Annotated in this window: 22 protein-coding genes; all 22 read right to left on the reverse strand. The window is 52.9% G+C overall.

Annotation, left to right across the window (positions count from 1 at the left end; translation table 11 throughout):
* Positions 1 to 56: 56 nt before the first annotated feature.
* Positions 57 to 560 (reverse strand): hypothetical protein, encoded by a 504-nt coding sequence (locus C7E00_RS09940; protein ID WP_135358206.1) that lies wholly within the window; start codon positions 558 to 560, stop codon positions 57 to 59.
* Between the two features lie 470 nt (positions 561 to 1,030).
* Positions 1,031 to 1,963 (reverse strand): hypothetical protein, encoded by a 933-nt coding sequence (locus C7E00_RS09945; protein WP_105304143.1) that lies wholly within the window; start codon positions 1,961 to 1,963, stop codon positions 1,031 to 1,033.
* Positions 1,963 to 2,505 carry a GNAT family N-acetyltransferase gene (locus C7E00_RS09950; RefSeq protein WP_105304144.1) on the reverse strand — a complete coding sequence of 181 codons (543 nt, stop codon included), beginning with the start codon at positions 2,503 to 2,505 and terminating at the stop codon, positions 1,963 to 1,965. Before C7E00_RS09950 ends, C7E00_RS09945 begins: the two co-directional genes overlap by 1 nt.
* Positions 2,506 to 2,580: 75 nt before the next feature.
* The gene (locus C7E00_RS09955; protein ID WP_105304145.1) at positions 2,581 to 2,763 is read right to left on the reverse strand and encodes a hypothetical protein; all 183 of its coding nucleotides are present in this window, start codon (positions 2,761 to 2,763) and stop codon (positions 2,581 to 2,583) included.
* 50 nt (positions 2,764 to 2,813) lie between these two features.
* Complete coding sequence (gene trmD / locus C7E00_RS09960; RefSeq protein ID WP_105304146.1) at positions 2,814 to 3,539, reverse strand: tRNA (guanosine(37)-N1)-methyltransferase TrmD; 726 nt, start codon at positions 3,537 to 3,539, stop codon at positions 2,814 to 2,816.
* Positions 3,536 to 4,045 (reverse strand): ribosome maturation factor RimM, encoded by a 510-nt coding sequence (rimM, locus tag C7E00_RS09965; RefSeq protein WP_135358207.1) that lies wholly within the window; start codon positions 4,043 to 4,045, stop codon positions 3,536 to 3,538. Before rimM ends, trmD begins: the two co-directional genes overlap by 4 nt.
* 37 nt (positions 4,046 to 4,082) lie before the next feature.
* Positions 4,083 to 4,331 carry a KH domain-containing protein gene (locus C7E00_RS09970; protein WP_105304148.1) on the reverse strand — a complete coding sequence of 83 codons (249 nt, stop codon included), beginning with the start codon at positions 4,329 to 4,331 and terminating at the stop codon, positions 4,083 to 4,085.
* Positions 4,332 to 4,336: 5 nt separating this feature from the next.
* Positions 4,337 to 4,621 (reverse strand): 30S ribosomal protein S16, encoded by a 285-nt coding sequence (gene rpsP / locus C7E00_RS09975; protein WP_105304149.1) that lies wholly within the window; start codon positions 4,619 to 4,621, stop codon positions 4,337 to 4,339.
* An 87-nt stretch (positions 4,622 to 4,708) separates the two neighbouring features.
* Positions 4,709 to 5,350, reverse strand: coding sequence for a pyroglutamyl-peptidase I (gene pcp / locus C7E00_RS09980; RefSeq protein ID WP_105304922.1), 642 nt, complete (start codon positions 5,348 to 5,350; stop codon positions 4,709 to 4,711).
* Positions 5,351 to 5,568: 218 nt separating this feature from the next.
* Positions 5,569 to 6,972 carry a signal recognition particle protein gene (gene ffh, locus C7E00_RS09985; RefSeq protein ID WP_105304150.1) on the reverse strand — a complete coding sequence of 468 codons (1,404 nt, stop codon included), beginning with the start codon at positions 6,970 to 6,972 and terminating at the stop codon, positions 5,569 to 5,571.
* 161 nt (positions 6,973 to 7,133) lie between these two features.
* A complete protein-coding gene (locus C7E00_RS09990) occupies positions 7,134 to 7,454 on the reverse strand; it encodes a single-stranded DNA-binding protein (RefSeq protein WP_105304151.1) in 321 nt (106 codons plus the stop codon).
* Positions 7,455 to 7,598: 144 nt separating this feature from the next.
* Positions 7,599 to 8,885, reverse strand: coding sequence for an EF-P 5-aminopentanol modification-associated protein YfmH (gene yfmH / locus C7E00_RS09995; protein ID WP_167836553.1), 1,287 nt, complete (start codon positions 8,883 to 8,885; stop codon positions 7,599 to 7,601).
* Positions 8,872 to 10,128: a M16 family metallopeptidase gene (locus C7E00_RS10000; protein WP_167836554.1), complete on the reverse strand. Its 1,257-nt coding sequence runs from the start codon at positions 10,126 to 10,128 to the stop codon at positions 8,872 to 8,874. The genes yfmH and C7E00_RS10000 overlap by 14 nt, the downstream gene beginning before the upstream one ends.
* A 37-nt stretch (positions 10,129 to 10,165) precedes the next feature.
* Complete coding sequence (locus C7E00_RS10005; protein ID WP_204378602.1) at positions 10,166 to 10,372, reverse strand: FeoB-associated Cys-rich membrane protein; 207 nt, start codon at positions 10,370 to 10,372, stop codon at positions 10,166 to 10,168.
* Between the two features lie 155 nt (positions 10,373 to 10,527).
* A complete protein-coding gene (locus tag C7E00_RS10010) occupies positions 10,528 to 12,306 on the reverse strand; it encodes an oleate hydratase (protein WP_105304155.1) in 1,779 nt (592 codons plus the stop codon).
* 198 nt (positions 12,307 to 12,504) lie between these two features.
* Complete coding sequence (locus C7E00_RS10015; RefSeq protein ID WP_239928555.1) at positions 12,505 to 15,141, reverse strand: FtsK/SpoIIIE family DNA translocase; 2,637 nt, start codon at positions 15,139 to 15,141, stop codon at positions 12,505 to 12,507.
* Positions 15,142 to 15,167: 26 nt separating this feature from the next.
* Positions 15,168 to 16,832, reverse strand: coding sequence for a ribonuclease J (locus C7E00_RS10020; protein WP_105304156.1), 1,665 nt, complete (start codon positions 16,830 to 16,832; stop codon positions 15,168 to 15,170).
* A 76-nt stretch (positions 16,833 to 16,908) separates the two neighbouring features.
* The gene (gene miaB, locus C7E00_RS10025; protein ID WP_105304924.1) at positions 16,909 to 18,330 is read right to left on the reverse strand and encodes a tRNA (N6-isopentenyl adenosine(37)-C2)-methylthiotransferase MiaB; all 1,422 of its coding nucleotides are present in this window, start codon (positions 18,328 to 18,330) and stop codon (positions 16,909 to 16,911) included.
* 107 nt (positions 18,331 to 18,437) lie between these two features.
* Positions 18,438 to 18,614 (reverse strand): 4Fe-4S binding protein, encoded by a 177-nt coding sequence (locus C7E00_RS10030; RefSeq protein ID WP_105304157.1) that lies wholly within the window; start codon positions 18,612 to 18,614, stop codon positions 18,438 to 18,440.
* 216 nt (positions 18,615 to 18,830) lie between these two features.
* Positions 18,831 to 19,601 carry a TIGR00282 family metallophosphoesterase gene (locus tag C7E00_RS10035; protein WP_105304158.1) on the reverse strand — a complete coding sequence of 257 codons (771 nt, stop codon included), beginning with the start codon at positions 19,599 to 19,601 and terminating at the stop codon, positions 18,831 to 18,833.
* 6 nt (positions 19,602 to 19,607) lie between these two features.
* Positions 19,608 to 21,161 (reverse strand): ribonuclease Y, encoded by a 1,554-nt coding sequence (gene rny / locus C7E00_RS10040; protein ID WP_105304159.1) that lies wholly within the window; start codon positions 21,159 to 21,161, stop codon positions 19,608 to 19,610.
* 157 nt (positions 21,162 to 21,318) lie between these two features.
* Positions 21,319 to 22,377 (reverse strand): recombinase RecA, encoded by a 1,059-nt coding sequence (recA, locus tag C7E00_RS10045; RefSeq protein ID WP_105304160.1) that lies wholly within the window; start codon positions 22,375 to 22,377, stop codon positions 21,319 to 21,321.
* Positions 22,378 to 22,395: the final 18 nt, after the last annotated feature.

The raw sequence follows: 22,395 nt of genomic DNA on the forward strand, positions 1-22,395 counted from the left end.
GTGCGGCTGCCGTGTGTCCATCACGGAAGCCATTCGATCAGAGGAATGTTCAGTCTTTACCAGGCCTGCACCCAATAGGAAACGGTATTCGTGCCGTCCGCATTGCAGGTCTTCATCCAGAGCGAAGAATCTCCGTACCATGCGTCTCTTCCATCCGGGAGATAAGTTGTCCCGTCAGACCAGTAAGCGTTGCTGTAGTAGCTGATGCATACATAGGTTGCTGATCCGCCCCAGCCATCTGCGATGGTAACAGTGGAACCGACTCCCATCGAACGGATGACGGAGAATCCCTGGTATGCATGGTCAGCAATCAGCGTGGAACCACCCCATGATTCCTCAACTGCTGAATCCCATGCATCTGTCACTGCCTGAACGGTATAGGCGTCATAAGGGTCTGCCCAGTTCAGCGCAACGCTGTAGCCATTGCTGAAATAGAGTCTGCCGCCGGAACCCATAGCATCTTCTGCCTTGACCTCAGATGCCGGTGCGGCTGCTGATAATGCGAATGTAAGTGCCGCTGCAGAAACTGCTGCGCTGATTCTTCTGAAGATCTGTTTCATAACTGCTTTCTCCCCCTGGTCGTACTGACCTGCACGCTTCCAGAGAAAGTTCATACCGGTATGCACTTTTCTCGGTGCACTTTCATCATACCCGGGCAGCGGAGAATTCATAGTCATTTTTAACGAAAAATCAAAAATTCAGGAGAACAATGAAAATGAAAAATGTAAGAAGTGCTTCCAGATAGGATGTTTTAATGCCGTTTCCGAGCTTAGTTGTTCTGATTTTCAAGAGAAACAGGTAGATTTGTCCTATCATTATCGAAATCACAGTTTTTCAAAATATTTGTAGGACAAAACAAGGATAGATGGTCCTACCTATCCGAGCTTTCATTCTGTAATCAGGGAAAAGAAAAAGCGGGCCGGCCGCTCGGTTTCCCGCTTCGTTACGATGATTTCAGAGATATTCCATGATTTCCGAACGGATGAATAGGTATGACCTATTCCCGGAAACAGGATCAATTGGTTCCTTTTCAGTCTCCGCTGTCTGTCTTTTCCGTTCCGCTCTTCTTCACGAGCACGTCATAAGTTCCGCCGATTTCGGTGATCGTGATCTTCTTCGGAGCCACCGCTTCATAGCCATCCGGAATCTCAACTAAGCTGTCAGTGCCATCGGTCTTGTAGGTACCAGCCTTCAATTCAGTTTCAGAAGTATCTACATTCTTTCCAGTCAGATCAACGAAATTGATCGTGACCGGGTGTTCTGCTTCGCTTGTTTTCTGCACAAGCATGATCACGGAGTTATACCCCGCTTCGACCTTGATCTCGTTTTTGCTCAGAAGCTCATAGCCATCCGGTGCAGTCGCGGCATCTTTCCGGGTTCCGGCCGCAAGTTCCAGATTTTCTGATCCTGCTTCGGTTCCGTCTTCTGTGAAATACGTGATATCCACTTCATACAGCGGTTCAGCACTGGAAGAAGGTTCCGGAGTGGCAGAAGCTTCCGCTCTGAGTGCTTCCAGCTGTGCCTGGTAATCCGCCAGGCTCTCAAGACGGTATCCAATCGAGACGCCGTTGATTGTCAGTTCGCCATTTTCATCCGTGCCGAGTTCTGCCAGCTCATCAATCTGCTGTTCGGCCGAAGAAGGAACTGTGAGAACCAGTCCGGTGCCGTCTCCGTCAATCAGAATCTCTCCGTCTTTTCCAGTCGTGATCGATAGACCGGAAGAAGATTCTTCCGTTACTTCCATAGAAGCGGAAGCTTCTGGTTCGGCTGCTTTCTTCAGATCGCTGAGGGAAGCGAGTTCATACCAGCTGCCATCAGAGTCCTGCACTTCCACTTCGCCATTGCGGATCCGGATGCCGGAAGAATTGTCCGCTCCATCGGAGGAATCTGTTTCTCCCCATACCTTGTTTCCGGAAAACGGCAGTGCGGCCGCGCATACCGCAGCAATCATCCATTTTTTCATCAGCGTTCCTTTCTGCTTCCGGGATCTCCGGAATACTCATAGAAGATCAGATCAGGTTCTTCTTCCATCTCTCTGATCAAAGATGGAACCTCATTCATCTGCTTCATTCCTGACTTTCTCAGCACGGCTGCACTCGTCAGAGCAGAAGGATGGCAGGCAGCGACAATATGCATGAAGCCCTGTTTCCTCAGAAAAGGCAGCACCGCTTTCAGCGCTTCGGTCATATATCCGCGATTCCAGCAGTCATAAGAGATCGCATAGCCAGCATCTGCACAGGAAGCAGGAAGAGATACGGAAGCGTTGCATTCGCCGATGGCTCTGCCGTTTTCTTTCAGGACGATCGCCCAGTCATAGAAGTGAGCACGGGAGTAGTATGGAAGCCGTGCTGCAATGAACTGTTCTGCTTCTTCCAGGGAAGAAATAACGGGCTGATGCACGGCATCCATCACGCGAGGATCGCTCAGCCAGCAGAGGCAGGCTGCCGCATCCTGCGGTTCAAATGGTCTTAAGAGCAGCCGCTTCGTGGTCAGAATGGCTTCCATGTCACAGCCTGCTGGACCACTGAACGAGCACGCAGGTCAGTGCGCAGAACAGCAGGATCAGAATCAGATCGGTATTCATTTCAGTTTTTCTCCCGTTCTGCCGCGATGGAACACGTAATGCCTCACGACATTCGTGCAGATATAAGCCCAGGCAAGCGCTAATACGATGCCAAGATACCCGGTGAACAGACCGAGGCATGCAAAGGCAATGAAGATCAAGGCCGGAGCATAGCGGGAAACAAAGCTATCGTCATTCATAAGACCATTTTATGCTTTTCCATGCGTTAAAAAAAGATCTGATCCATCGGTCAGATCTCTTCTCCTTCGTCATAGCGATCGAGGAGTTTGCGTTCTTCTCCGGTCAGCTCATGCTGTCCAAAGAGATCCGGTCTCCGTTCTCTGGTCCGGACCAGCGACTGCTGAAGACGCCATTTCCGGATCTTCTCATGATTGCCGCTCAGAAGGATCGCAGGGACCTGTTCTCCTTCATAGTCGGCGGGCTGCGTATACTGCGGGTATTCCAGAAGACCGTTCTCGTAGGATTCGTCTTCGGCAGAATCCGGGCGGATGCTGCCATGGAGCAGACGGATCACGGAATCCGAAATGACCATGGAAGCCAGCTCGCCGCCGGTCAGCACATAGTCGCCGATCGAGAGTTCTTCATCGACATGTCTGCTGATGCGCTCATCCAGTCCTTCATAGTGGCCGCAGAGCAGAATCAGATGAGACTTCCCGGAGAGCTCATGGGCTTTCTTCTGGGAATACGGAGTTCCGGAGGGGCTCATCAGAACGGTATAGCTTTCCGGAGTCCTTACGGAATTGATCGCATCGAGAACTGGCTGGCATTTCATGACCATACCTGCTCCGCCGCCGAATGGCGTGTCATCCACATGGCGGTACGTATCATGGGCAAAGTCGCGGATCTGGACAAGATCGACGGAAACGATGCCGCGGGCAATGGAACGGCCGACGATCGAAGTCTTCAGAAAGTCGCCGTACATCTCCGGAAACAGGGTCAGGATCGTGATTCTCATAAGAGGCCTTCCTCGGCATGGATCACGATTCTGCCTGCAGAAAGATCGACCTGCTTCACGAATTCCGGAATATTCGGAATCAGGGCATCTTTGCTGCCCTCTCTCCGAACCCGGAGATTGTTCTGGGCACCGCTGGTCTCTTCGACGGCCGTGACCGTGCCGATCAGGGTTCCTGCTTCATCATAGACTTGAAGACCGATGAACTGAGAACGGTAGTACTCTCCTTCCGGAAGCGTATGCTGGTCTTCTTTGCGGATGCACACCAGAGATCCCTTGAAAGATTCAATGCGGTTGATGTCCTGATAGTCTTCAAAGCTGACCAGGGAATAGCCTTTATGCGTGCGGAATGTCGCAACCTTGAATGGCTTATACGTATCGTTCTGCAGCAGGTAGACGGTATTGCCCTTCTGATAGCGCAGCTCGTCGAAGTCCGACCAGCTTTCGATCTTCAGTTCGCCTTTCAGGCCATGGGTGTTGACGGCTCTGCCGATGGTGATATATTCCATATTCTCCTCCGTCAGAAAAGGATGCAGATCGCATCCCTTACTGAACTTCTTCAAATTTGATCGTAACCCGCTTTTCTTCGGTGTGCGAAGCAACTGACATAACCTGGCGAAGCGCAGATGCCATGGAGCCTTTGTGACCGATCAGGCGGGCGATGTCATCGTTCTTTGCACGAACACGCAGAACGACACCGCGGCCGTCAGACGAATCCTCTGAAACCGAGAGGCTTTCCTTGTCATCCACCATCGGGGTGACAAGGTCCAGCAGTACCTTGTCCAGTTCAGCCATGGCGATTACTTCTTTTCCTTGCCGGTGCCTTTTTCGTCATGGAACTTCTTCATGACGCCCTGACGGGACAGAATGTTGCGGACCGTATCAGACGGCTGTGCGCCCTTGCGGAGCCAGTCCATTGCCTTATCAGCATCCAGGCGTACGGTTTCCGGATCCGTGGTCGGATCGAAGTATCCGATCGTATCGATGACGCGTCCGTCTCTTGCGAAACGGGAATCTGCTGCGACGATACGGTATCTCGGAGCCTTCTTGGCACCCATTCTTGTCAATCTGAGTTTAACAGACATGTGATTTCCTCCTTAGTGAACACAGATGATTATACGCAGGAAGAAAAAGGTGTCAAGGCTTTTTCCTTAACACCCCATAAGTGATTCTCAGTGCTCGTGGCCGCCAGTTACCTTGATGTCTTCTTCGTTGAGGACAATTGCTTCAATGGCAGCGGTGAGTCCCTTGACGATGTCAGAGAGGCTCATGCTAGGAACTCCGCGCTTGCCTACTGCCTGGCTGGTCATGAACGGAATATGGATGAACCCGCTCTTCTTGCCAGGATATTTATGCTCGCAGAGATATCTGACGCCATACAGCACATGGTTGCAGATGAAGGTTCCAGCGGTATCGGATACCGATGCAGGGATTCCTGCATCATTGATGTGCTTGACCATTGCTTTGATCGGCAGAGCGGAGAAGTAAGCAGCCGGGCCGTCTGCGTATACCGGCTCATCGATCGGCTGATTGCCTTCATTATCCGGAATGCGGCAGTCGTTGACGTTGATGCCGACGCGCTCTACGGTGATATCCGGACGTCCGCCGGCCTGGCCGACGGAGACGATCACATCCGGATCGCATTCAGCGATCTTGGCATCGATTCTATCGAGGGATTTGTAGACGACAGTCGGAATCTCAAGCTTGATAATTTCCGCTCCGGCAATCGTATCCGGAAGCAGCTTGACGGATTCAATGGCAGGGTTTACTTTTTCCCCGCCGAACGGATCAAAACCAGTAACTAGAATTTTCATGAAGTTCACTTTTCTCGCGTCCATTATACTCGGTTTCATGCGCCGGATTTGAATGAGCACTCTCAAATCAATATAGGCCGGACGGAATACAGAATGGAAACTGGAACGCGGCGCAGAGACAGATCAAAGGAAAGATCAAGAAAATATTCCTGATTTTCCGGAATTTTTCCATGCGTGCAGACAGAAAATCTGCAGATTTCTCTGCAGATCTCAATCAATCAGAACTTGTATTTCTTCTTTTTCGAATATCCGGATGGCATCTGTTTCTGAGCGGAATTCATCATCTGTTCCAGATGATCTTCATCCAGCTTTCCGCTGCGGGACATGGAGCCGATCTGGCTCATGACTTTCTTCATCTTCTCATACTGGTTGATGCAGCGGTTGACGTCAGTCAGAGTCGTTCCGGACCCCGCAGCGACCCGTTTCTTCATCGAGCCGCGCATCCTGGAAGGATCACGGCGTTCTTCCTTGGTCATGGACTGGATGATTGCCTTGGTATGCTTCATGGAATCCGATGCCTTGGCTTCATCGATCATATCGGAATACTGGGAGAAGCCCGGGATCATCTTCAGAATTCCGCCCAGCGGGCCGAGCTTCTGAACCTGCTCGAACTGCGACAGCATGTCGTCCATCGTGAACTCGCCATTCAGCATGCGCTGGCCGACGCGTTCTGCTTCTTCCATGTCCATCTTCTCCTGGGCTTTTTCTACCAGGGAGACGACATCTCCCATGCCCAGAATCCGGTCTGCCATACGATCCGGATAGAAGACATCCATGTCATCGATCTTCTCGCCTTCACCGACGAACTTCACCGGCAGCCCGGTAATTGCCTTGACGGAGAGCACGCCGCCGCCTCTGGAATCGCCATCGAACTTTGTGACGACCAGGCCGGTCAGCGGGAGCTGTTCCTGGAAAGTCTTTGCAACATTGACGATATCCTGGCCAGTCATGGCATCAACCGTCAGCAGGATCTCATCCGGATGAACGGATTCATTGATGTCCTTGAGTTCCTGCATCAGGGCTTCATCGATATGCAGACGGCCGGCAGTATCGATGAATACCGTGTCATAGCCATGTTCCTCTGCATAGACCATGCCATCCTGAACGGTCTTCAGCGCACTGGTTTCGGTTCCTTCCGTGAAGACTTCCGTATCAATCTCACGGCCGAGGGTCTGCAGCTGTTCAATCGCAGCCGGACGGATGACATCGGCAGCGATCAGAATCGGCTTGCGATTGTATTTCTTCTTTGTCAGTTTGGCAATCTTTGCAACGCTGGTCGTTTTGCCGGTACCCTGAAGACCTGCCATCATGACGACCGTGATGCCCTGTGGCTTGAACTGAAGTTCCGCCTGCTCGGTTCCGAGCAGATTCACGATTTCATCGTGAACAATCTTGACCAGCTGCTGGCCTGGTTCCACGGAACTCAGTACCTGCTGGCCTCTTGCTTCTTCACGGACTTTATTCAGGAAGTCCTTGACGACCTTGTAGTTCACATCTGCTTCGAGGAGTGCAACCCGCACTTCTTTCAGCATATCCTCCATGTTGGCGTCGGTAAGCTTGCCCTTGCCGGCGATATTGCGCATGGTCTTATTCAGACGATCACTCAGTGAATCAAATGCCATATTCTGCTCTCTCCTGATCTCCGGTTTATTCTACCATAGAAATCAGAGTTCCCGGGAAACGGTGAAATCCGCGGCAGCTTCTGCCGCTGATAAGCTGATTAAAGAAAAACACCGATCTCTTTTTCAGTACCGGTGTTCTTCGGATTCTGGCTGCAATAATCTCAGTGCTTTGCGCGGGTCAGGATTTCCACTTTCTCAGCGATGACGCTGAGATTGTAGAACGTCTTCTCATTGCGCTCGACGGCGTCGCCGCTGAGTCTTCCGCGTACAGCGACGAGATTGCCAGGCTTGCAGGCGGCTGATACTTCTTCTGCAATTCCTTTCCACAGCATGACGTTGAAGATGTCCTGGCTGACGGAGCCGTCATCATTATGGAAGTTGCGGTCGGCTTCGATCAGCAGCCAGCTGATCGGGTTTCCTTTGGCCGTGGTGGTGATGACGGGCTGTTCCTTGATTCTGCCTACGATCGTGATTGAATTCATTGTTCTTTTTCCTCGCTTTCTGAACCTCAGGCATCGGCATTATCCGGGATTCAGAAACGGATGGCAAATCACGGAATCAGAGATCTCATGGCCAGAAAAGGCAGATACGATATATTGTACCTGCCCTGAGGTTTCATGGAATGCTTATCTGCGCATGGGCTTCAGAATCGTGAGAACGGATCTGGAAAGGTCGATCTTCTGCGTCAGAGCCTGGCATCTCTCCGGGGTCATGGTTTCCACAAGTCTGAATTCTTCAAACAGAGAGACACGGTTCATCTCGCCATGCAGAACGCTGATTGCTAAGTCGAGCGGACTGTCGAAGAGATGCAGGAAGGCGCCAAGCGTGCGTTTCTTCATCTCGGAGAGAGATTCTTCCGGAAGCTCTGCCTGAAGACAATCTTCAAGCTGCTTCGTGATGAAGTCTGAGAATGCATCGGGATCGAGGCCTTCATCGCTGAAGAGGATCATAGCCTGATCGCGGCTGATCTCGGAGTCATAGCTGAAATACGGAGTGATCTTCTTCTCATCGATCCAGGTCTGATAGGCAGCGTGCTGGGGAGAGAACCAGGCGTCCATCTTCATCTTGAGGGCCCACTCCGTTTCCAGCCTGAGGCGGTCATCTGCGATGTCCGGATTCAGGCGGAAGCCTTTCATGATGCGGGAATCGCTGAGGTCCATCGCGGTTTCGCTGCGGGCTCGGAATACGGTTTCCGGTTCTTTCTGGAGAGCCCGTTTCAGGAAGACCGGTGCGCTGAAGGTCCTGGATGCCTGGTTCTTGCGGATCAGGTCCATGACTGCTTCGGGATCGCATGGCGTCACGAGGATCAGATTCATGCGGGAAGGATGGTAGTTCAGCCGATAGGCCTGTTCGAGATCAGCGAGGGTCATCGCCTGAATGGAGGCTTCCGTTCCGACGATATCTTCCCTCAGGGGATGATACTGGTACATCGAGCGCATCGTCTCGAGGAACAGCCTGGAATCGCCATCCTGCAGATACATGCTGCGCTCCTGCTGGATGATTCCCTTCTCTTTCTGGACGGATGCTTCGGTCACCGCAAAGTTCTGCACGAAGTCGAGCAGCAGCGATAAAGGTTTTTCAATATCGGGATCCGGAGTAGTGAAGTAGTAAACTGTCTCTTCATAGGACGTATAGGCGTTCACGTTGGCGCCGAGCCTGGAAAAGTCTGCCATGACATCGCCATGATCGCTTTCAAACAGCTTATGTTCCAGAAAGTGAGCAGTGCCTGACGGGAAGTTCAGAATGGTGCCGTCTTCGGTTTCTTCCCGGCAGTCCAGACTTCCGTACGGGGCTGCCAGCAGGCAGGAAGTAGTCGTGAACAGGGGTTTATGGAACAGGATCACATGCAGACCGTCTGCCATGGTCTCCTCATACCAGACTTCCTGGAATTTCGTTTCTTCATGACGGATCATCTGCATCTTCCTCCAGAATCAGAACTTCGGCCAGTTTCAGGCCGGCATAGGCGTTCATAATATCTTCTCTGGTCACGGTCTCAAAGCGATGGATCATGCGGGGAATGGAGTCTTCCGTATGAAACAGCACGCTGCGGCAGTCATCCCAGATCAGGCTCGGGCCATGGTCCATGGAACCGCGCCAGGAATTGATATACATCGAGCGGGCAGTTTCCAGCTGATCATCAGAAAACTCCCCTTTCTGCATCCTGCTGATCTGCTGAGCAATCAGGGTTCCTGCTTCAGGAAGATCCCTGCGGTTCATGCCGGCGGTGATTCTCAGCATTCCGTCATAGATCAGATTCTCGGAACCGATGCTGTAGCAGAGGCTGCGGGCTTCCCGCACTTCCTGGAATAAGAGAGAAGTCGGAAGTGCTCCGAGAATGCCGTTGCCCAGCATGAAGGCAGGCATCAGCGGATCCTGATAGCGTAATCCGTCTTCATAGAGCTGAACGAGGACTGACTGGCTGATCGGCTTCTTCAGGATCGTTTCCGAATATGGTCTTGTCTCAGGGTCTGCCTGAAGCGATACCATCGTATTCCGGTCAGAAAAGGAAAAAAGGGAGCGGGCTGCTTCCAGGCATTCATCGGCATCGACGTTGCCAAGCACGAAGAGATGAATCTCCGCCTGATCAATCAGTTCTTTCCAGGCAGAAGTGCATGCTTCATTCGTCACACAGCAAAGTTCGCTTTCTGAGGGAAGGCATCGCTTCTTCATGGCACCGCCATATCGGAGAGAAGCTTCCTCGACAGCTGCAGCTGAAGGGTCATCGAGGGTCATGCGGACGGCAGTGATGGCTTTCTGAACGCATTCCTCAAAGAGATGCGATTCAAATAATCCGTTTTCAAGATACGGCCAGCAGGCATAATCCCTCAGCACTTCCATCTGCCTGTAAAGCAGGGAATCAGAAACATAATGGGAATCCGCAGTGCTGCAGGAGAATTCGAGCAAGTCAAGATTGCCGCGCGGATCTGAAGTCACGGATAAGGAAGCACCATAGAGATCATCAAGGCGCTTCTGCGTTTCCAGTTTCGTGCGGGAGGTATCGCATACTTCAGCAAGCAGGAACGAAAGCAGAAAATGTGCCGGACGCATCGTGCTTTCAAGCGGCAGGAAGAAATCCAGGTTCATGGTCACATCCTTGAATTTCTCTGTCGGGTGGATATGCAAGCTGCAGTTTTCTGAAAGTCTGAATGTCTGCATAAAAAAAGAGACCTCCATAGTCTCTTATTATAGCCATTCAGAGGGATTTGCGGAGTTCGTGCTGCTTCTCGCGCTCAATGTCCCGCTTTGCCTTCTGCAGGTCCTTGCTCCAGTGGCAGCTTCCGCCGCATGTGCCGCAGTCGCCGGCGCACTTGATGAAGCCTCCTTTTCTGCGGATATAGCGGATATCAGCGATCACCAGTGCGACCACGACAGCCAGCACCAGGAATGTACTCAGATTCATGGATTTCACCTCCATCTGCCCCTACTATGACCGAAGGAAGTCCGAAAGTCAATTAGATTGCACTAACTATTTTCAACAGAATCAACGATCTGTCTCTGCAGGACGAAAAAAGGCCTGCCTGCCGGAAAGGCAGACAGACCAGGAACAGCCGCAGCTCAGATTGCACCGTATTTCTTCAGGAATTTCTCGATCTCCGTGCCATGGATCTTCTTCAGGAGCTTATCAACGACCATCTTCTCCTTGAAATCCATCGGACGGTCGGTCAGCTTCTTTCCGTCGCCGAGAATGACGGATGCCCTGACAAGGTCCCGGATGTCATATACGGATCCCCAGACTTCCGGAACGCCGCGATCGACGTGGCAGAGCGTGTAGACAGCTTCCATACCGGTGCGGATGGAGTACTCCGTCGTGAATACCGTGTCACGCGGGGTCTCTGCATACTGACCGAGGAAGGCCAGGTTCACGCTGCCCTCCGGCACGACCAGCGGACGGTCTCCATATCTGCGCGGCTCAAAGAAGGAAGTGACATACGGCATCATGCATGGCGTCGTATTGCAGGAATTGGCTGCCAGATCCATGATGTCATGTTCCGGGATGCCGATGTGATACAGCCACTCTGCGCAGAGTTCCATGCCCGTGCACTTGTACATCGGCTTCTTGATGTAATCTCCTTCTTCCTTCCAGCAGTTCAGTCCATAAACCCAGATCAGGCAATGGTCTTTCGGCTGCTCGACGAACTGGCCCTGGCGGTTGATGGTCCAGCTGATCAGCCAGGAAGAGTCCTTGGCAGTGACGATGCCGCCGGTGACGACTTTTCCGGAGAGCGGATCGCGGTGGCAGATCTTCTCGATGGCTTCAAGGATGCGGGGATCAGCGGTATCGACGGTCCAGGATTCCCAGCTGGTCTCCTGGATGGACGGGAAGAACTTATCCGGGTTGCCGAACGCCTTGTCCTGAGCAGCGAGCTTCTTCCAGAGTTCGATCGAAGGGCCTTCGCCATTCCTGCAGGTGACGACGGGAGCGTGGTTCTGGTCTCCGTAGGCAGAGTTATCGCCCTGGCAGCCGTTGGTCACGAAGACCAGATCATTCTCCGTGAGACTGATGGTCTTCTCTTCGCCGCCCTGCGTATAGACGATCTTCTGAGCAACCTTCTTCTCCGGGGTGCAGTTGACGCGGATGTCGGTGACAGTCGTGTCGTATTCGATCTTCACGCCGTGGTCAGTGAGGTATTTCACCATCGGCTTGATCATGGATTCATACTGGTTGTAGCGTGTGAATCTCAGCGCGGAGAGATCCGGCAGACCATCGATATGATGGATGTAGCGCTGCAGATACAGCTTCATCTCAAGAGCACTGTGCCATTTCTCGAAGGCAAACATCGTCTGCCAGTAGATCCAGAAATTCGTCTTGTAGAAGTCTTCATCGAAGACGTCATCAATCGTCTTGTCAGCCAGTTCTTCATCCGTCATCATGAACAGATGGAGCAGTTCTTTCTCTGCTTTCGGGTTCATGCCGTATTTCTTGTCGGTATGGGCATCCTGACCCTGCTTTTCGGTAACCCGGCAGAGCGAATAGTTCGGATCCTGCTTGTTGAGACGGTAGTATTCAGAGAAAATCGTTTCACCCGGATTATCAATAGACGGGATGGAACGGAACAGATCCCACATGCATTCAAAGTGGTTATCCATCTCTCTGCCGCCGCGCATGATAAAGCCGCGCTGCTTGTCATAGAAGCCATCGCAGGAGCCTCCGGCAATCGGGAGATGCTCGAAGAGCGTGATGTTCTCGCCTGGCATCTGCGCATCTCTGACCAGGAAGCAGGCCGCGGAAAGGCCGCCCAGACCGGTGCCGACGATGTAAGCGTGCTTCTGCTCGATTCCTTCCGGCTTATCCGGTACTGCAAATGCTTCATAGTTTCCGCTGGAATAATACATATTCTGTTTTTCCTCCTAAATTTGATCCGTACCCCTTTGCATCACTGGAGTACTTCGGATAGTTTCATCATAGATTTTTTCGACCACCGGTCAATTTACGCAAACCGTTTTCTGTCTGTTTTTATGACAGACCGGCCGATCTGTCAGATCACCGGAAAAAGAAAAAGCGGCTGAAGTGCTTTCAGCCGCACGTGTTTCTCAGTCGTTATCGTGAGAGGTCTGATTGTCTTTCTTGATGAATACTTCTCTTGGCTTGGATCCCTGGGCAGGACCGATAATGCCCTTTGCCTCCAGGAGATCGATCATGCGGGCAGCCCGGTTGTAGCCAATGCCGAAGCGCCGCTGCAGAAGCGAGGTCGAAGCTTTCTGAACGTCGATGACGTAGTCCTTGACTTCTTCATAGAGCGGATCAGCATCTTCGCCTGGCTTGCCGGTGAAGCTCTCCCCTTCGCCATCAACCTGATCGAGCAGGACGAAGGCGTCGTCATACATCGGCACTGCTTCCGAAGAGACATATTCGGTGATGCGGCGGACTTCGTCATCGGTGACGAAGACCCCCTGAACACGCGTTGCATTGGCAGCGCCGATCGGCATGTACAGCATGTCGCCGTTGCCGAGCAGACGTTCTGCGCCGACATGGTCCAGAATCGTGCGCGAATCAATCCCCGAGGAGACCGCAAAGGCGATACGGCTCGGAATATTGGCCTTGATGATGCCGGTGATGACATCAGTAGACGGGCGCTGGGTCGCGATGATCAGATGGATGCCGGCAGCCCGGGCCAGCTGCGTGATACGCTGGATCGAGGTCTCGACTTCCTTGCCTGCCACCGCCATAAGGTCGGCCATCTCATCGATGATGACGACGATATACGGCATCTTCTTCGGTTTCGGAGATCCGTCTTCCGGAGCCGGGCTGTTTTCGACCATCGTATTGAAACCCTGGATGTTGCGTACGCCTGCTTTCGAGAACATGTCATAGCGTTCGTCCATGATCCGGACGATGACCTTGAGGGCGTTATTTGCCTTCATCGGATCATTGATGACCGGACCGATCAGGTGCGGTACTTTCTGGTATGGAGTGAATTCAACTTTCTTCGGGTCGACAAGCAGCAGCTTGACTTCATCCGGCTTCGTCCTTAACAGGAAGGACGTGATGATTGCATTCATGCATACAGATTTTCCGGAACCGGTAGCACCCGCAATCAGGAGATGCGGCATCTTGTCGAGGCGGCAGGTGACGCAGTTTCCGAGCAGGTCCTTGCCGAGAATGAAGACGAGCGGCTGGCTCTGTTCCTTTTCCGGAATCTTCTGAATCAGCTCTTTCATCTTGACCGGGGTCGCGGTGACGTTCGGAATCTCGACGCCGACGGCATTATGGCCAGGGATCGGTGCTTCGATGCGGATATCGCGGACGGCCAGCTGCATCTTCAGGTCTTCCGTCAGATTCAGAATCCGGGATACTTTGACATTGGCTTCCGGACGGACTTCGAATTTCGTGACGGCAGGTCCGATATGGGTATCCATGAGCCTTGCTTCAATATCGAAGTTGCGCAGCACCTGGATCAGAAGCTCGCCTTTCTCGCGGGCTGCTTCGACATTCGGATCATCTTTGGGTCTCGGCGGAATCGGATCGAGAAGACTCAGCTTCGGCAGCCGGTACGGCTTCTTCGGCTTCGAACCTTCCGGGGTCTCCGGCACCTGCACGTCCGGATCTTCCGGATGGCGGACGGCCGGGGAGGCTTCCGGAATTTCTGCAGGAACCGGTTCCGGCTCAGGGTCGGGTTCAGGTTCAGGTTCTGGCACAGGCTCCGGCTCAGTGACCGGTTCTTCTGGTTTTTCTTCTTCCGGCTGTTCCTGATGATCGACGAGCTCATCGACGGTCATGAAGATGGAACGAGGTGTTTCTTCTTCCTGCGGTTCCGGATGATCTTCCGGTTCGCCTTCATCGGCACGGATACCGAACGCGGAAGGCTCCGGCTGCTGGTTTCTCAGATTCTGGAATGGCAGCGTATAGGGATCCGGTTCCGGCTCGGGTTCTTTTTCCTGAATCGGGCGGACCGGTTCCCGGACTGGCTCTTCCGGTTCTTCGGCAGGATCTGCTGACAGCATCTTCACGGATGGCTGAGAAGAGCTTAGCGAAGCAGGACGGGGTTCGGAAGGAGCTTCGATGGGTTCTTCCTCTTCTTCGTCTTCTTCTGGTTCTTCTTCATTGTTTCCGTCATCCTGAGGAGTTCTGAAATAGTCGGCAATCGTTGCGAATGCCTGCTTGTATACTTCCAGATTCACAAGCAGCAGCGCTGCGATGACAAACAGCACGACGATGATCAGAACGGTTCCGGACCGATCGACCAGCAGCGTCGTGATGCTTAGCAGCAGTGCACCGAAGATGCCGCCTCCGGCTTCAATCGCCGGATCGCTCGAAAAGAACGACTGCACGTTCAGGGCATACTGCTTCAGAATCTCAAAACCGCGCAGGTCTGCTTCTGTGTCCGCATATGAACACCATAAAAGCAGTGCGCATACGATCAGCAGCACCGCAGCCGGATTGCGGCTGGAGGTATTGCCGCTGCGGCGGTTGATCATCGTGATCAGAATCTGCACGACGACCACCCCCATCATGATGAAATAGAACCGGCCGAACAGAAAACGGCAAAGCCTGCTCAGAAAGACGCCGACCACGCCCATCTGCATGTAGGCAATGATGGCAATCGCTCCGAGCAGGACGATTTCAATCCATTCTTTGAGTTCCTGATCTTTCGCTTCTTCGGCTTTTGTCTTGCGTCTGCTGGCTGATTTAACTGTCTTCTTTCCGGATTTCTTCTTATTTGATGACACGTTAATCCCCCTTGATCAGATGACTGTCAGTCCTTGGTGTTGATCTCCACGATCGCCGGCAGGATCATCGGCTTCTTGCCGGTTTCCTTCATGACATAGCGGGCGATCTTCTCGCGGGCTGCAGCACGGCACTCCAGATTGTCATAAGTTCCGTCCTTGGCTGCCTGATTGATCACGCTTTCCATGATATTCCCGATCTCCTTGATGATGTAATCAGCATCTTTCAGGTAGATGACGCCGCGGCTCTGCACATCCGGACCGCCGATGATTTCCTTCGTGGTGTGATTGACGACGACGCCGACAATGATCGCACCGTCGGTGCTGAGCGTCTCGCGGTCTTTCAGCACCATGCCGCTGGCATCGAGATTCTCGGTGCCGTCGACGAGCACGTCAGCGCTTTCGACTTCATCGAAGCGCTTGCTGAGCTGACCATTCTCGATCGTTGCCGCCTGGCCGTTGCCGAGCACGATGATGTTGTTGGCCGGGTAGCCCATATCCAGCGCGATATTCGCATTGGAGATGAGCTGGCGGTATTCGCCTTTGACCGGAATGTAATACTGCGGGTTGAGCAGATAGATCATCATCTTCAGATCTTCGATGGACGCATGCATGGAATACGTGCGCTTGGAATCAATCGCATGCACATTGGCAGTCTCCTTGTAGAGATCGTCTTCCATCGAGGATTCCTCGCGCTCCGTGCCTGGAACGGCAGGAGAAGCGATGATGACGGTATCGGTCGGGCGCAGCTGGACAAGCTCGTCTTCACGGCTGGCGATCTTATGAACCTTGCGGAAGATCGTGCTGCCGGTGCCGCCGCAGATGATCACGACATTGTCCATGTCGTTGGAGAAGTTCTGCGGAGCAATATCGAGGCCGGCCGGAATGCGGTAGTAGTCCAGGGCTGCCATATCCTTCATCAGATTGCGCAGTTCATCATCATAGATCATGATCTTGCGGTTGAACTTGTATGCCATCTCGATGACTTCAATGACCCGGTACAGGTTCTGGCTGTAGGTCGTGACGATGATTCTGCCCTTGGCATCTTCGAAATACGGCTCGATCAGATTCGTGATCCGATGATGCGGGCTGCTGTGGCCTTCTCTGGTGGAGCCGACGGATTCTGCCATCAGGGCAAGAATACCCTTCTGGCCCAGTTCCGTGACATCCATCATGTCGAACTTGAAGGCATCGTTCTTCACATCGTAGTCCACGATGAATTCAGAGGTATAGACGACATAGCCGTCTTCCGTGCGGATCGCCACGCCGAATCCGTCAGCGATGGACTGCGTGGTTCCGAAGGTGCGGATTTCGGTGCTGCCGATCTTGAATGTCGAATTGCGGCGGACCCGGTGGACCTGAACATCCTTGATGCCTTCTCTGCGGGCCATGCGCTCGAACATGCGGGCAGTCAGCGGTGCCATGTAGATCGGGGCCTTTACCTGCTTGCACAGATCCGGCAGAGCACCCATCACATCATCATGACCATGGGTGATGAAGATGCCCTTGATCCGCTTCTGATTCTTCACGAGATAATTGAAATCCGGGATGATCATCTCGACTCCCAGGTTCTCATCATTCGGGTATCTCAGCCCGCATTCAATCACGAAAATATCGTCGTTGTTTTCAACGACATACATGTTCTTGCCGTCTTCGTCAAGACCTCCGAGGGCAAAAATACGTACTTTACTCATAATTAATGATCCTCCTGACTATGATTCTCTCTGCTTTATTATACGCGGAAATTCCCGGCTGGCTCAATGCGTGATTTCAGAGTGCCTCGCCATACAGGCTGAAGCTGCGTGCTTCCGTGATCTTCACGTCGCAGATCTCGCCTGCCTGGATTCCGTTTCCGGTGAAGTTGACCAGACGGTTTTCTTCGCTGTAGCCGCAGAGCACGTTCTCATTTTTCTTCGAAGGGCCGTCGCACAGCACCTTCAGAGTCTTCCCGACAGCTGCTTCGTTATTCTCTCTGGCGTATTTTCCGATCCGCTCATTCAGAATCTGCAGACGTTCCTTCTTCACGGAAAGCGGAACATTGTCTTCCATGGCGGCTGCCGGAGTGCCTTCTCTCGGACTGTAGACGAACGTGAACGCACTGTCGAAATGACAATAGTCGACAAGGTCCAGCGTCTCCTGGAACTGTTCATCGGTTTCGCCCGGGAAGCCGACGATCAGGTCCGTCGTGAACGTGAGATCCGGAATCCGTGCTTTCATGTCATCGAAGAGCTTCCGGAAATGCTCTGCCGTATAGCCGCGGTTCATGCGCTTCAGAATCTCGTCACAACCGCTCTGCACCGGCAGATGAAGAGCCGGCATGATATTCGGGCAGTCGCGCATCGCATCGATCGTCGTCACCGAATAGTCGCGCGGGTGGCTCGAATAGAAGCGGATCCGGTCGATACCGGTCTCGCTGACCTTACGCAATAGATGCGTGAAGCCATCTTCCATGCCAAGATCCTTGCCGTAGGCATTGACATTCTGGCCGAGCAGCGTGACTTCTTTCCCGCCGCGTTCCTTCAGCTGCCTGGTTTCCTCGATGATGTACGACTCGAGGCGGCTGCGCTCCCGGCCGCGGGTATAAGGGACGATGCAGTACGTGCAGAACTTGTTGCAGCCGTACATGATGTTGACAAAGCCCTTCCACGGATGCGAGCGGTGCACTGGCAGATTCTCGATGACGGAGCCTTCATTGCTCGTAACCTCAATGGTTCTCTTCCCGTTCATCGCCTCTTCGAGGAGATCCGGGAATCTTGCGATGTTATGCGTTCCGAAGACGAGATCCACCTGCGGATATTTCCGGATCAGGTCTTTCACGATGCCTTCTTCCTGGGCCATGCAGCCGCAGAGGGCGAAGATCTTGTCCGGGTGTGCTTCCTTGAACGGACGGAGACTGCCGATCTCGCCGAGCACATGTTCTTCGGCGGCGTGGCGGACGGCACACGTATTGAAAATCGTGAGGTCTGCGTCTTCATAGCCTTCGGCCGGCTGAAAGCCCATCTCCTCAAGCATGCCGCTCAGGGTTTCCCCGTCTCTGACATTTGCCTGGCATCCGTAGGTACGGATGAAATAAGTCTTCCCGTTTCCGAGATTCTTCTGTTCGGATTTCAGTTCAAAAACCGATCTTCCGGCCGGATTGCTGCGTCTTCCTTCTGCCTTGTGATCAGGCAGGATATATTCCTGTTTATTCATTGCCGATTCATTATAACTTGAACACGCCATCAGAAAAAGCAGAAAGTACGTTCCTTCCTGCTTCCTCTTAGAAAAAGCCGGCGGACCGGCTTTTCTGTTTCTGATGCTTACTTCTCAGAGATTGCACCTACCGGGCAGGTCCCGATGCAGGTATGGCAGTCGATGCAGGTAGCCTCATCGCACTGAGACTTGCCATTCTCATCAAGAGAAAGAGCGGTTACCGGGCAGACACCTGTGCAGGCGCCGCAGCCGATGCATACATCCTTATCTACTGTAACTGGCATGTTCTGATTAACCTCCTGTAGAAGCATTATATCATCGGATTGTTAGCTTAGGAACCAATTACGAAAACATTTCGGGAAAACCAAGCCCCGCAGAATGGAAAGAAGTTTCATCGGTCTTCGGAAACAGAAGAAATGAATTAGTAGTTTCTAACTCATGAACTATTGTAATTGATCCCCTTCCGGGAAGCAACCCTCTTTTTCAAACAGAAAACGCCCTTAAGGGCGTTCCTGGATTCTTCTGATTGCAATTGCACGATTGGTGCTTTCATCGATCGTGATGAGTACGCCGCAGATCATGGCCGGCTCTTCGGAAGGCGTGTAGCGCGTGGCTTCCCGATGTACCGAGCGAGCTATGACTTCATTGACATCGCGGCCGAGGATGCTGTGATAAGATCCGCACATGCCGGCATCGCTCAGATAAGCGCAGCCGTCCAGAATCTGCTCATCCGCAGTCTGCACATGCGTGTGCGTGCCGATGACGGCAGTCAGGCGATCATGGAACACATAGAAGAACAGTTCTTTCTCGCTGGTAGCTTCCGCATGCAGGTCGACGAAGATGATGTCTGCAGACAGATTCTTCAGAATGCGGTCCATGACTGTGATCGGGCTTTCGGTCGCACAGTCCATGAACACGCTGCCAAGCAGGTTCACGACGGCAAGGCGTTTGCCCTTCACGGTTCTCACCGTGACAGCAGAACCCCGATCGAGCGGTTCCAGATTGGCCGGACGGATCAGGTCCGGGCATTCCTCCATATGAAGCAGAATCTCGTTTTTCGAAAATGCGTGATTGCCGAGCGTGATGACATCTGCGCCTGCAGCAGTCAGAGAATGGCAGATCCGGCTGGTGATTCCTTTGCCATGGGCACTGTTTTCGCCGTTGACAATCGTGAAGTCAGCCTGGACTTCCTGCTTCAGAGACGGCAGCCGTTTCAGCACTGCTTCTCTTCCGCTTCTGCCTGTCACATCTCCGAGAAACAGAATATTCATAACTGCTTACTGTGCAATTTCCTGAGCACGGACTTCACGGATTACCGTGACTTTGATCTGACCCGGATAAGTCAGCTCATTCTCAATCCGGTCTTTGATATCATGAGCGATCTTGACCATGCGCTCATCATTGACTTTCGCCGGTTCTACCATGACGCGCAGCTCACGCCCTGCCTGAATCGCAAAAGCCGTCTTGACGCCATCATAGCTGGAAGCGATCTTCTCCAGCTGTTCAAGACGCTGGATGTAGTTCTCCATCGATTCATAGCGGGCTCCAGGTCTGGCGGCACTGAGCGTATCCGCAGCAGCGACGAGGACAGCAATGATATCATCGGCAGGCTTATCGCCATGATGAGATTCGATGGCATTGACGACAATGGCATTCTCACCGTACTTCCTGGCAGCCTTGGCACCCAGTTCAACATGGGAGCCTTCCTGCTCGAAGTCGATGGCTTTGCCGATGTCATGGAGCAGTCCAGCCCGCTTTGCCAGCTGCTGGTTCAGACCGAGCTCAGCAGCCATGATGCCGGCAAATGTTGCGACTTCCATGGAATGCTCGAGCACGTTCTGGCCGTAGCTGTAGCGGTAGCGGAGCTTGCCGACGAGTTTCGTCAGTTCGCGGTTGAGGCGGTTGATGCCGAGCTTGAAGACGGCTTCATCGCCAATCTTCATGATCGTCTCATCAAGTTCCTTCGTCACCTTGGCAACGACTTCCTCGATGCGGCCCGGCTGAATGCGGCCGTCCTTCATCAGGATCTCGAGGGACTGGCGGGCAATCTCGCGGCGGATCGGGTCGAAGCAGGATACCGTGATGGCATCCGGCGTGTCGTCGATGATCAGATCGACGCCAGTTGCCTGCTCGATCGCCTTGATGTTGCGGCCTTCTCTGCCGATAATGCGGCCTTTCATGTCTTCATTCGGAAGGGTCACGACGGATACGGTCCGGTCGATGACTTCTTCTTGCGAATAGCGCTGAATTGCAGTAGCGATGATGTTGCGGGCATTGTCTGCTGCTTTTTCCTGAGCAAGTTCATCCTGCTCATGCAGATATGCAGCAACGTCTTTCTCGCTCTTCTTGGCAACTGCGTCCATCAGTTCTTTCTTGGCGTCTTCGACGCTCAGGTTTGCAGCTCTTTCCAGAACTGAGATCTGCTGGTCAATCTTGGCCTGCAGGTCTTCTTCCATCTTGCTGAGGTTTGCTAGTTTGTCATCTGCCTGTCTGTTTTTCTCATCCAGTTTCTTTTCCTTGGCATTCAGATTCTCTTCACGGAAGTTCAGATTGTCTTCGCGGCGGAGCAGTTTGTTTTCGGTCTGCTGAACCTTGTCTTTCTGGCTCTTCAGTTCCTTTTCTGCCTGCTGTTTCATCTCAAAGATCTGCTGCTTGCCTTCGATCTCTGCCTGACGGACAGTGGTCTCCGCTTTTGCATTAGCTTCTTCGAGAATGGACTTGGACTTGGCAACAGCCTGATCGAGGCCTGCCTTGTTCGAAATCTTCATGATGACGATTCCGATCACAACACCAGCAACTACGGCAATTATGGAGATCAAAAATGTATTCATGCTTTCCTCCATTTTCACTGTAATCTGAGAATTTCTCTCAACGCTGATTATATACTGAATGGCAGGGCTTTCACAAGGCTGAAGTATCCGCCCGTTCTGTCAAGTACCCCATTAAGAAAACAGTATCTCCTGTCTCAGAAATACTGTTTTACCTGGATTATTCTGCTTTTTCTGCAGGTGCTTCTTCCGCAGCCTGCTCCGGTTTCGGAAATAGTTTTTCCTTCACGGCGGCCGTGATTTCCGCATCGACTTCCGGATGAGCTTTCAGATAGTCCCGCACCGCTGCGAAGCCCTGGCCGATCTTCTCGCCCTTATAGGAGAACCAGGCACCGGACTTCTCGATGATGTCCTGCTCCACCGCAAGGTTGATGACTTCATCAACATGGGAGATGCCCTCGCCGAAGATCATGTTGACGACTGCAGTCTTGAATGGCGGTGCCACCTTGTTCTTGACGACTTTGATCTTGACGACGTTGCCGATCGCTTCACCGCCGTTCTTGAGCGTTTCGGATCTGCGGACATCGAGGCGGACCGAAGCATAGAACTTCAGAGCTCTGCCGCCCGGAGTGGTCTCCGGATTGCCGAACATGATGCCGACTTTCTCACGCAGCTGGTTGATGAAGATGGCCGTGCAGTTGGAACGATTCATGACGCCGGCCAGCTTGCGCATGGCTTTGGACATCAGGCGGGCCTGCAGACCGACGGAGCTGTCGCTCATCTCGCCGTCGAGTTCGGCCTGCGGAACCAGGGCTGCGACCGAGTCGATGACGACCAGGTCGATCGCACCGGACTTGATCAGAACTTCGGTGATTTCCAATGCCTGTTCGCCGGAATCCGGCTGGGACAGAATCAGCTCATCGATATCGACGCCGAGTTTCTTCGCATAGAGCGGATCGATGGCATTTTCAGCATCGATGAAGGCACAGCGTCCGCCTTCTTTCTGGCATTCGGCAATGGCATGCAGCGCCAGGGTGGTCTTGCCAGAAGATTCCGGACCGTAGATTTCGATGATGCGTCCTTTCGGATAGCCGCCGATGCCGAGGGCGGCATCCAGAGCGAGGCTGCCGGAAGGAATGGCATCGACGGAAACATCGGCGCGATCGCCTAAGCGCATGATCGAGCCTTTTCCGTATTCTTTTTCAATTGCCTTGAGGGCATCCTGGAGCAGCTGATCCTTCTTGGAATCTGCTGCGGGCTTTTCTTTGCTTGCAGTCATGTATTTTTCTCCTTGTGC

The organism is Anaerolactibacter massiliensis (assembly GCF_900290205.1).
GTDB classification, from domain to species: domain Bacteria; phylum Bacillota_I; class Bacilli_A; order Erysipelotrichales; family Erysipelotrichaceae; genus Bulleidia; species Bulleidia intestinalis.

Excerpts from the sequence above, each read along its gene's own strand:
- C7E00_RS09940 (WP_135358206.1), bottom strand. The coding sequence starts at position 560 with ATGAAACAGATCTTCAGAAGAATCAGCGCAGCAGTTTCTGCAGCGGCA.
- C7E00_RS09945 (WP_105304143.1), bottom strand. The coding sequence starts at position 1,963 with ATGAAAAAATGGATGATTGCTGCGGTATGCGCGGCCGCACTGCCGTTT.
- C7E00_RS09950 (WP_105304144.1), bottom strand. The coding sequence starts at position 2,505 with ATGGAAGCCATTCTGACCACGAAGCGGCTGCTCTTAAGACCATTTGAA.
- C7E00_RS09955 (WP_105304145.1), bottom strand. The coding sequence starts at position 2,763 with ATGAATGACGATAGCTTTGTTTCCCGCTATGCTCCGGCCTTGATCTTC.
- trmD (WP_105304146.1), bottom strand. The coding sequence starts at position 3,539 with ATGAGAATCACGATCCTGACCCTGTTTCCGGAGATGTACGGCGACTTT.
- rimM (WP_135358207.1), bottom strand. The coding sequence starts at position 4,045 with ATGGAATATATCACCATCGGCAGAGCCGTCAACACCCATGGCCTGAAA.
- C7E00_RS09970 (WP_105304148.1), bottom strand. The coding sequence starts at position 4,331 with ATGGCTGAACTGGACAAGGTACTGCTGGACCTTGTCACCCCGATGGTG.
- rpsP (WP_105304149.1), bottom strand. The coding sequence starts at position 4,621 with ATGTCTGTTAAACTCAGATTGACAAGAATGGGTGCCAAGAAGGCTCCG.
- pcp (WP_105304922.1), bottom strand. The coding sequence starts at position 5,350 with ATGAAAATTCTAGTTACTGGTTTTGATCCGTTCGGCGGGGAAAAAGTA.
- ffh (WP_105304150.1), bottom strand. The coding sequence starts at position 6,972 with ATGGCATTTGATTCACTGAGTGATCGTCTGAATAAGACCATGCGCAAT.
- C7E00_RS09990 (WP_105304151.1), bottom strand. The coding sequence starts at position 7,454 with ATGAATTCAATCACGATCGTAGGCAGAATCAAGGAACAGCCCGTCATC.
- yfmH (WP_167836553.1), bottom strand. The coding sequence starts at position 8,885 with ATGATCCGTCATGAAGAAACGAAATTCCAGGAAGTCTGGTATGAGGAG.
- C7E00_RS10000 (WP_167836554.1), bottom strand. The coding sequence starts at position 10,128 with ATGCAGACATTCAGACTTTCAGAAAACTGCAGCTTGCATATCCACCCG.
- C7E00_RS10005 (WP_204378602.1), bottom strand. The coding sequence starts at position 10,372 with ATGAATCTGAGTACATTCCTGGTGCTGGCTGTCGTGGTCGCACTGGTG.
- C7E00_RS10010 (WP_105304155.1), bottom strand. The coding sequence starts at position 12,306 with ATGTATTATTCCAGCGGAAACTATGAAGCATTTGCAGTACCGGATAAG.
- C7E00_RS10020 (WP_105304156.1), bottom strand. The coding sequence starts at position 16,832 with ATGAGTAAAGTACGTATTTTTGCCCTCGGAGGTCTTGACGAAGACGGC.
- miaB (WP_105304924.1), bottom strand. The coding sequence starts at position 18,330 with ATGAATAAACAGGAATATATCCTGCCTGATCACAAGGCAGAAGGAAGA.
- C7E00_RS10030 (WP_105304157.1), bottom strand. The coding sequence starts at position 18,614 with ATGCCAGTTACAGTAGATAAGGATGTATGCATCGGCTGCGGCGCCTGC.
- C7E00_RS10035 (WP_105304158.1), bottom strand. The coding sequence starts at position 19,601 with ATGAATATTCTGTTTCTCGGAGATGTGACAGGCAGAAGCGGAAGAGAA.
- rny (WP_105304159.1), bottom strand. The coding sequence starts at position 21,161 with ATGAATACATTTTTGATCTCCATAATTGCCGTAGTTGCTGGTGTTGTG.
- recA (WP_105304160.1), bottom strand. The coding sequence starts at position 22,377 with ATGACTGCAAGCAAAGAAAAGCCCGCAGCAGATTCCAAGAAGGATCAG.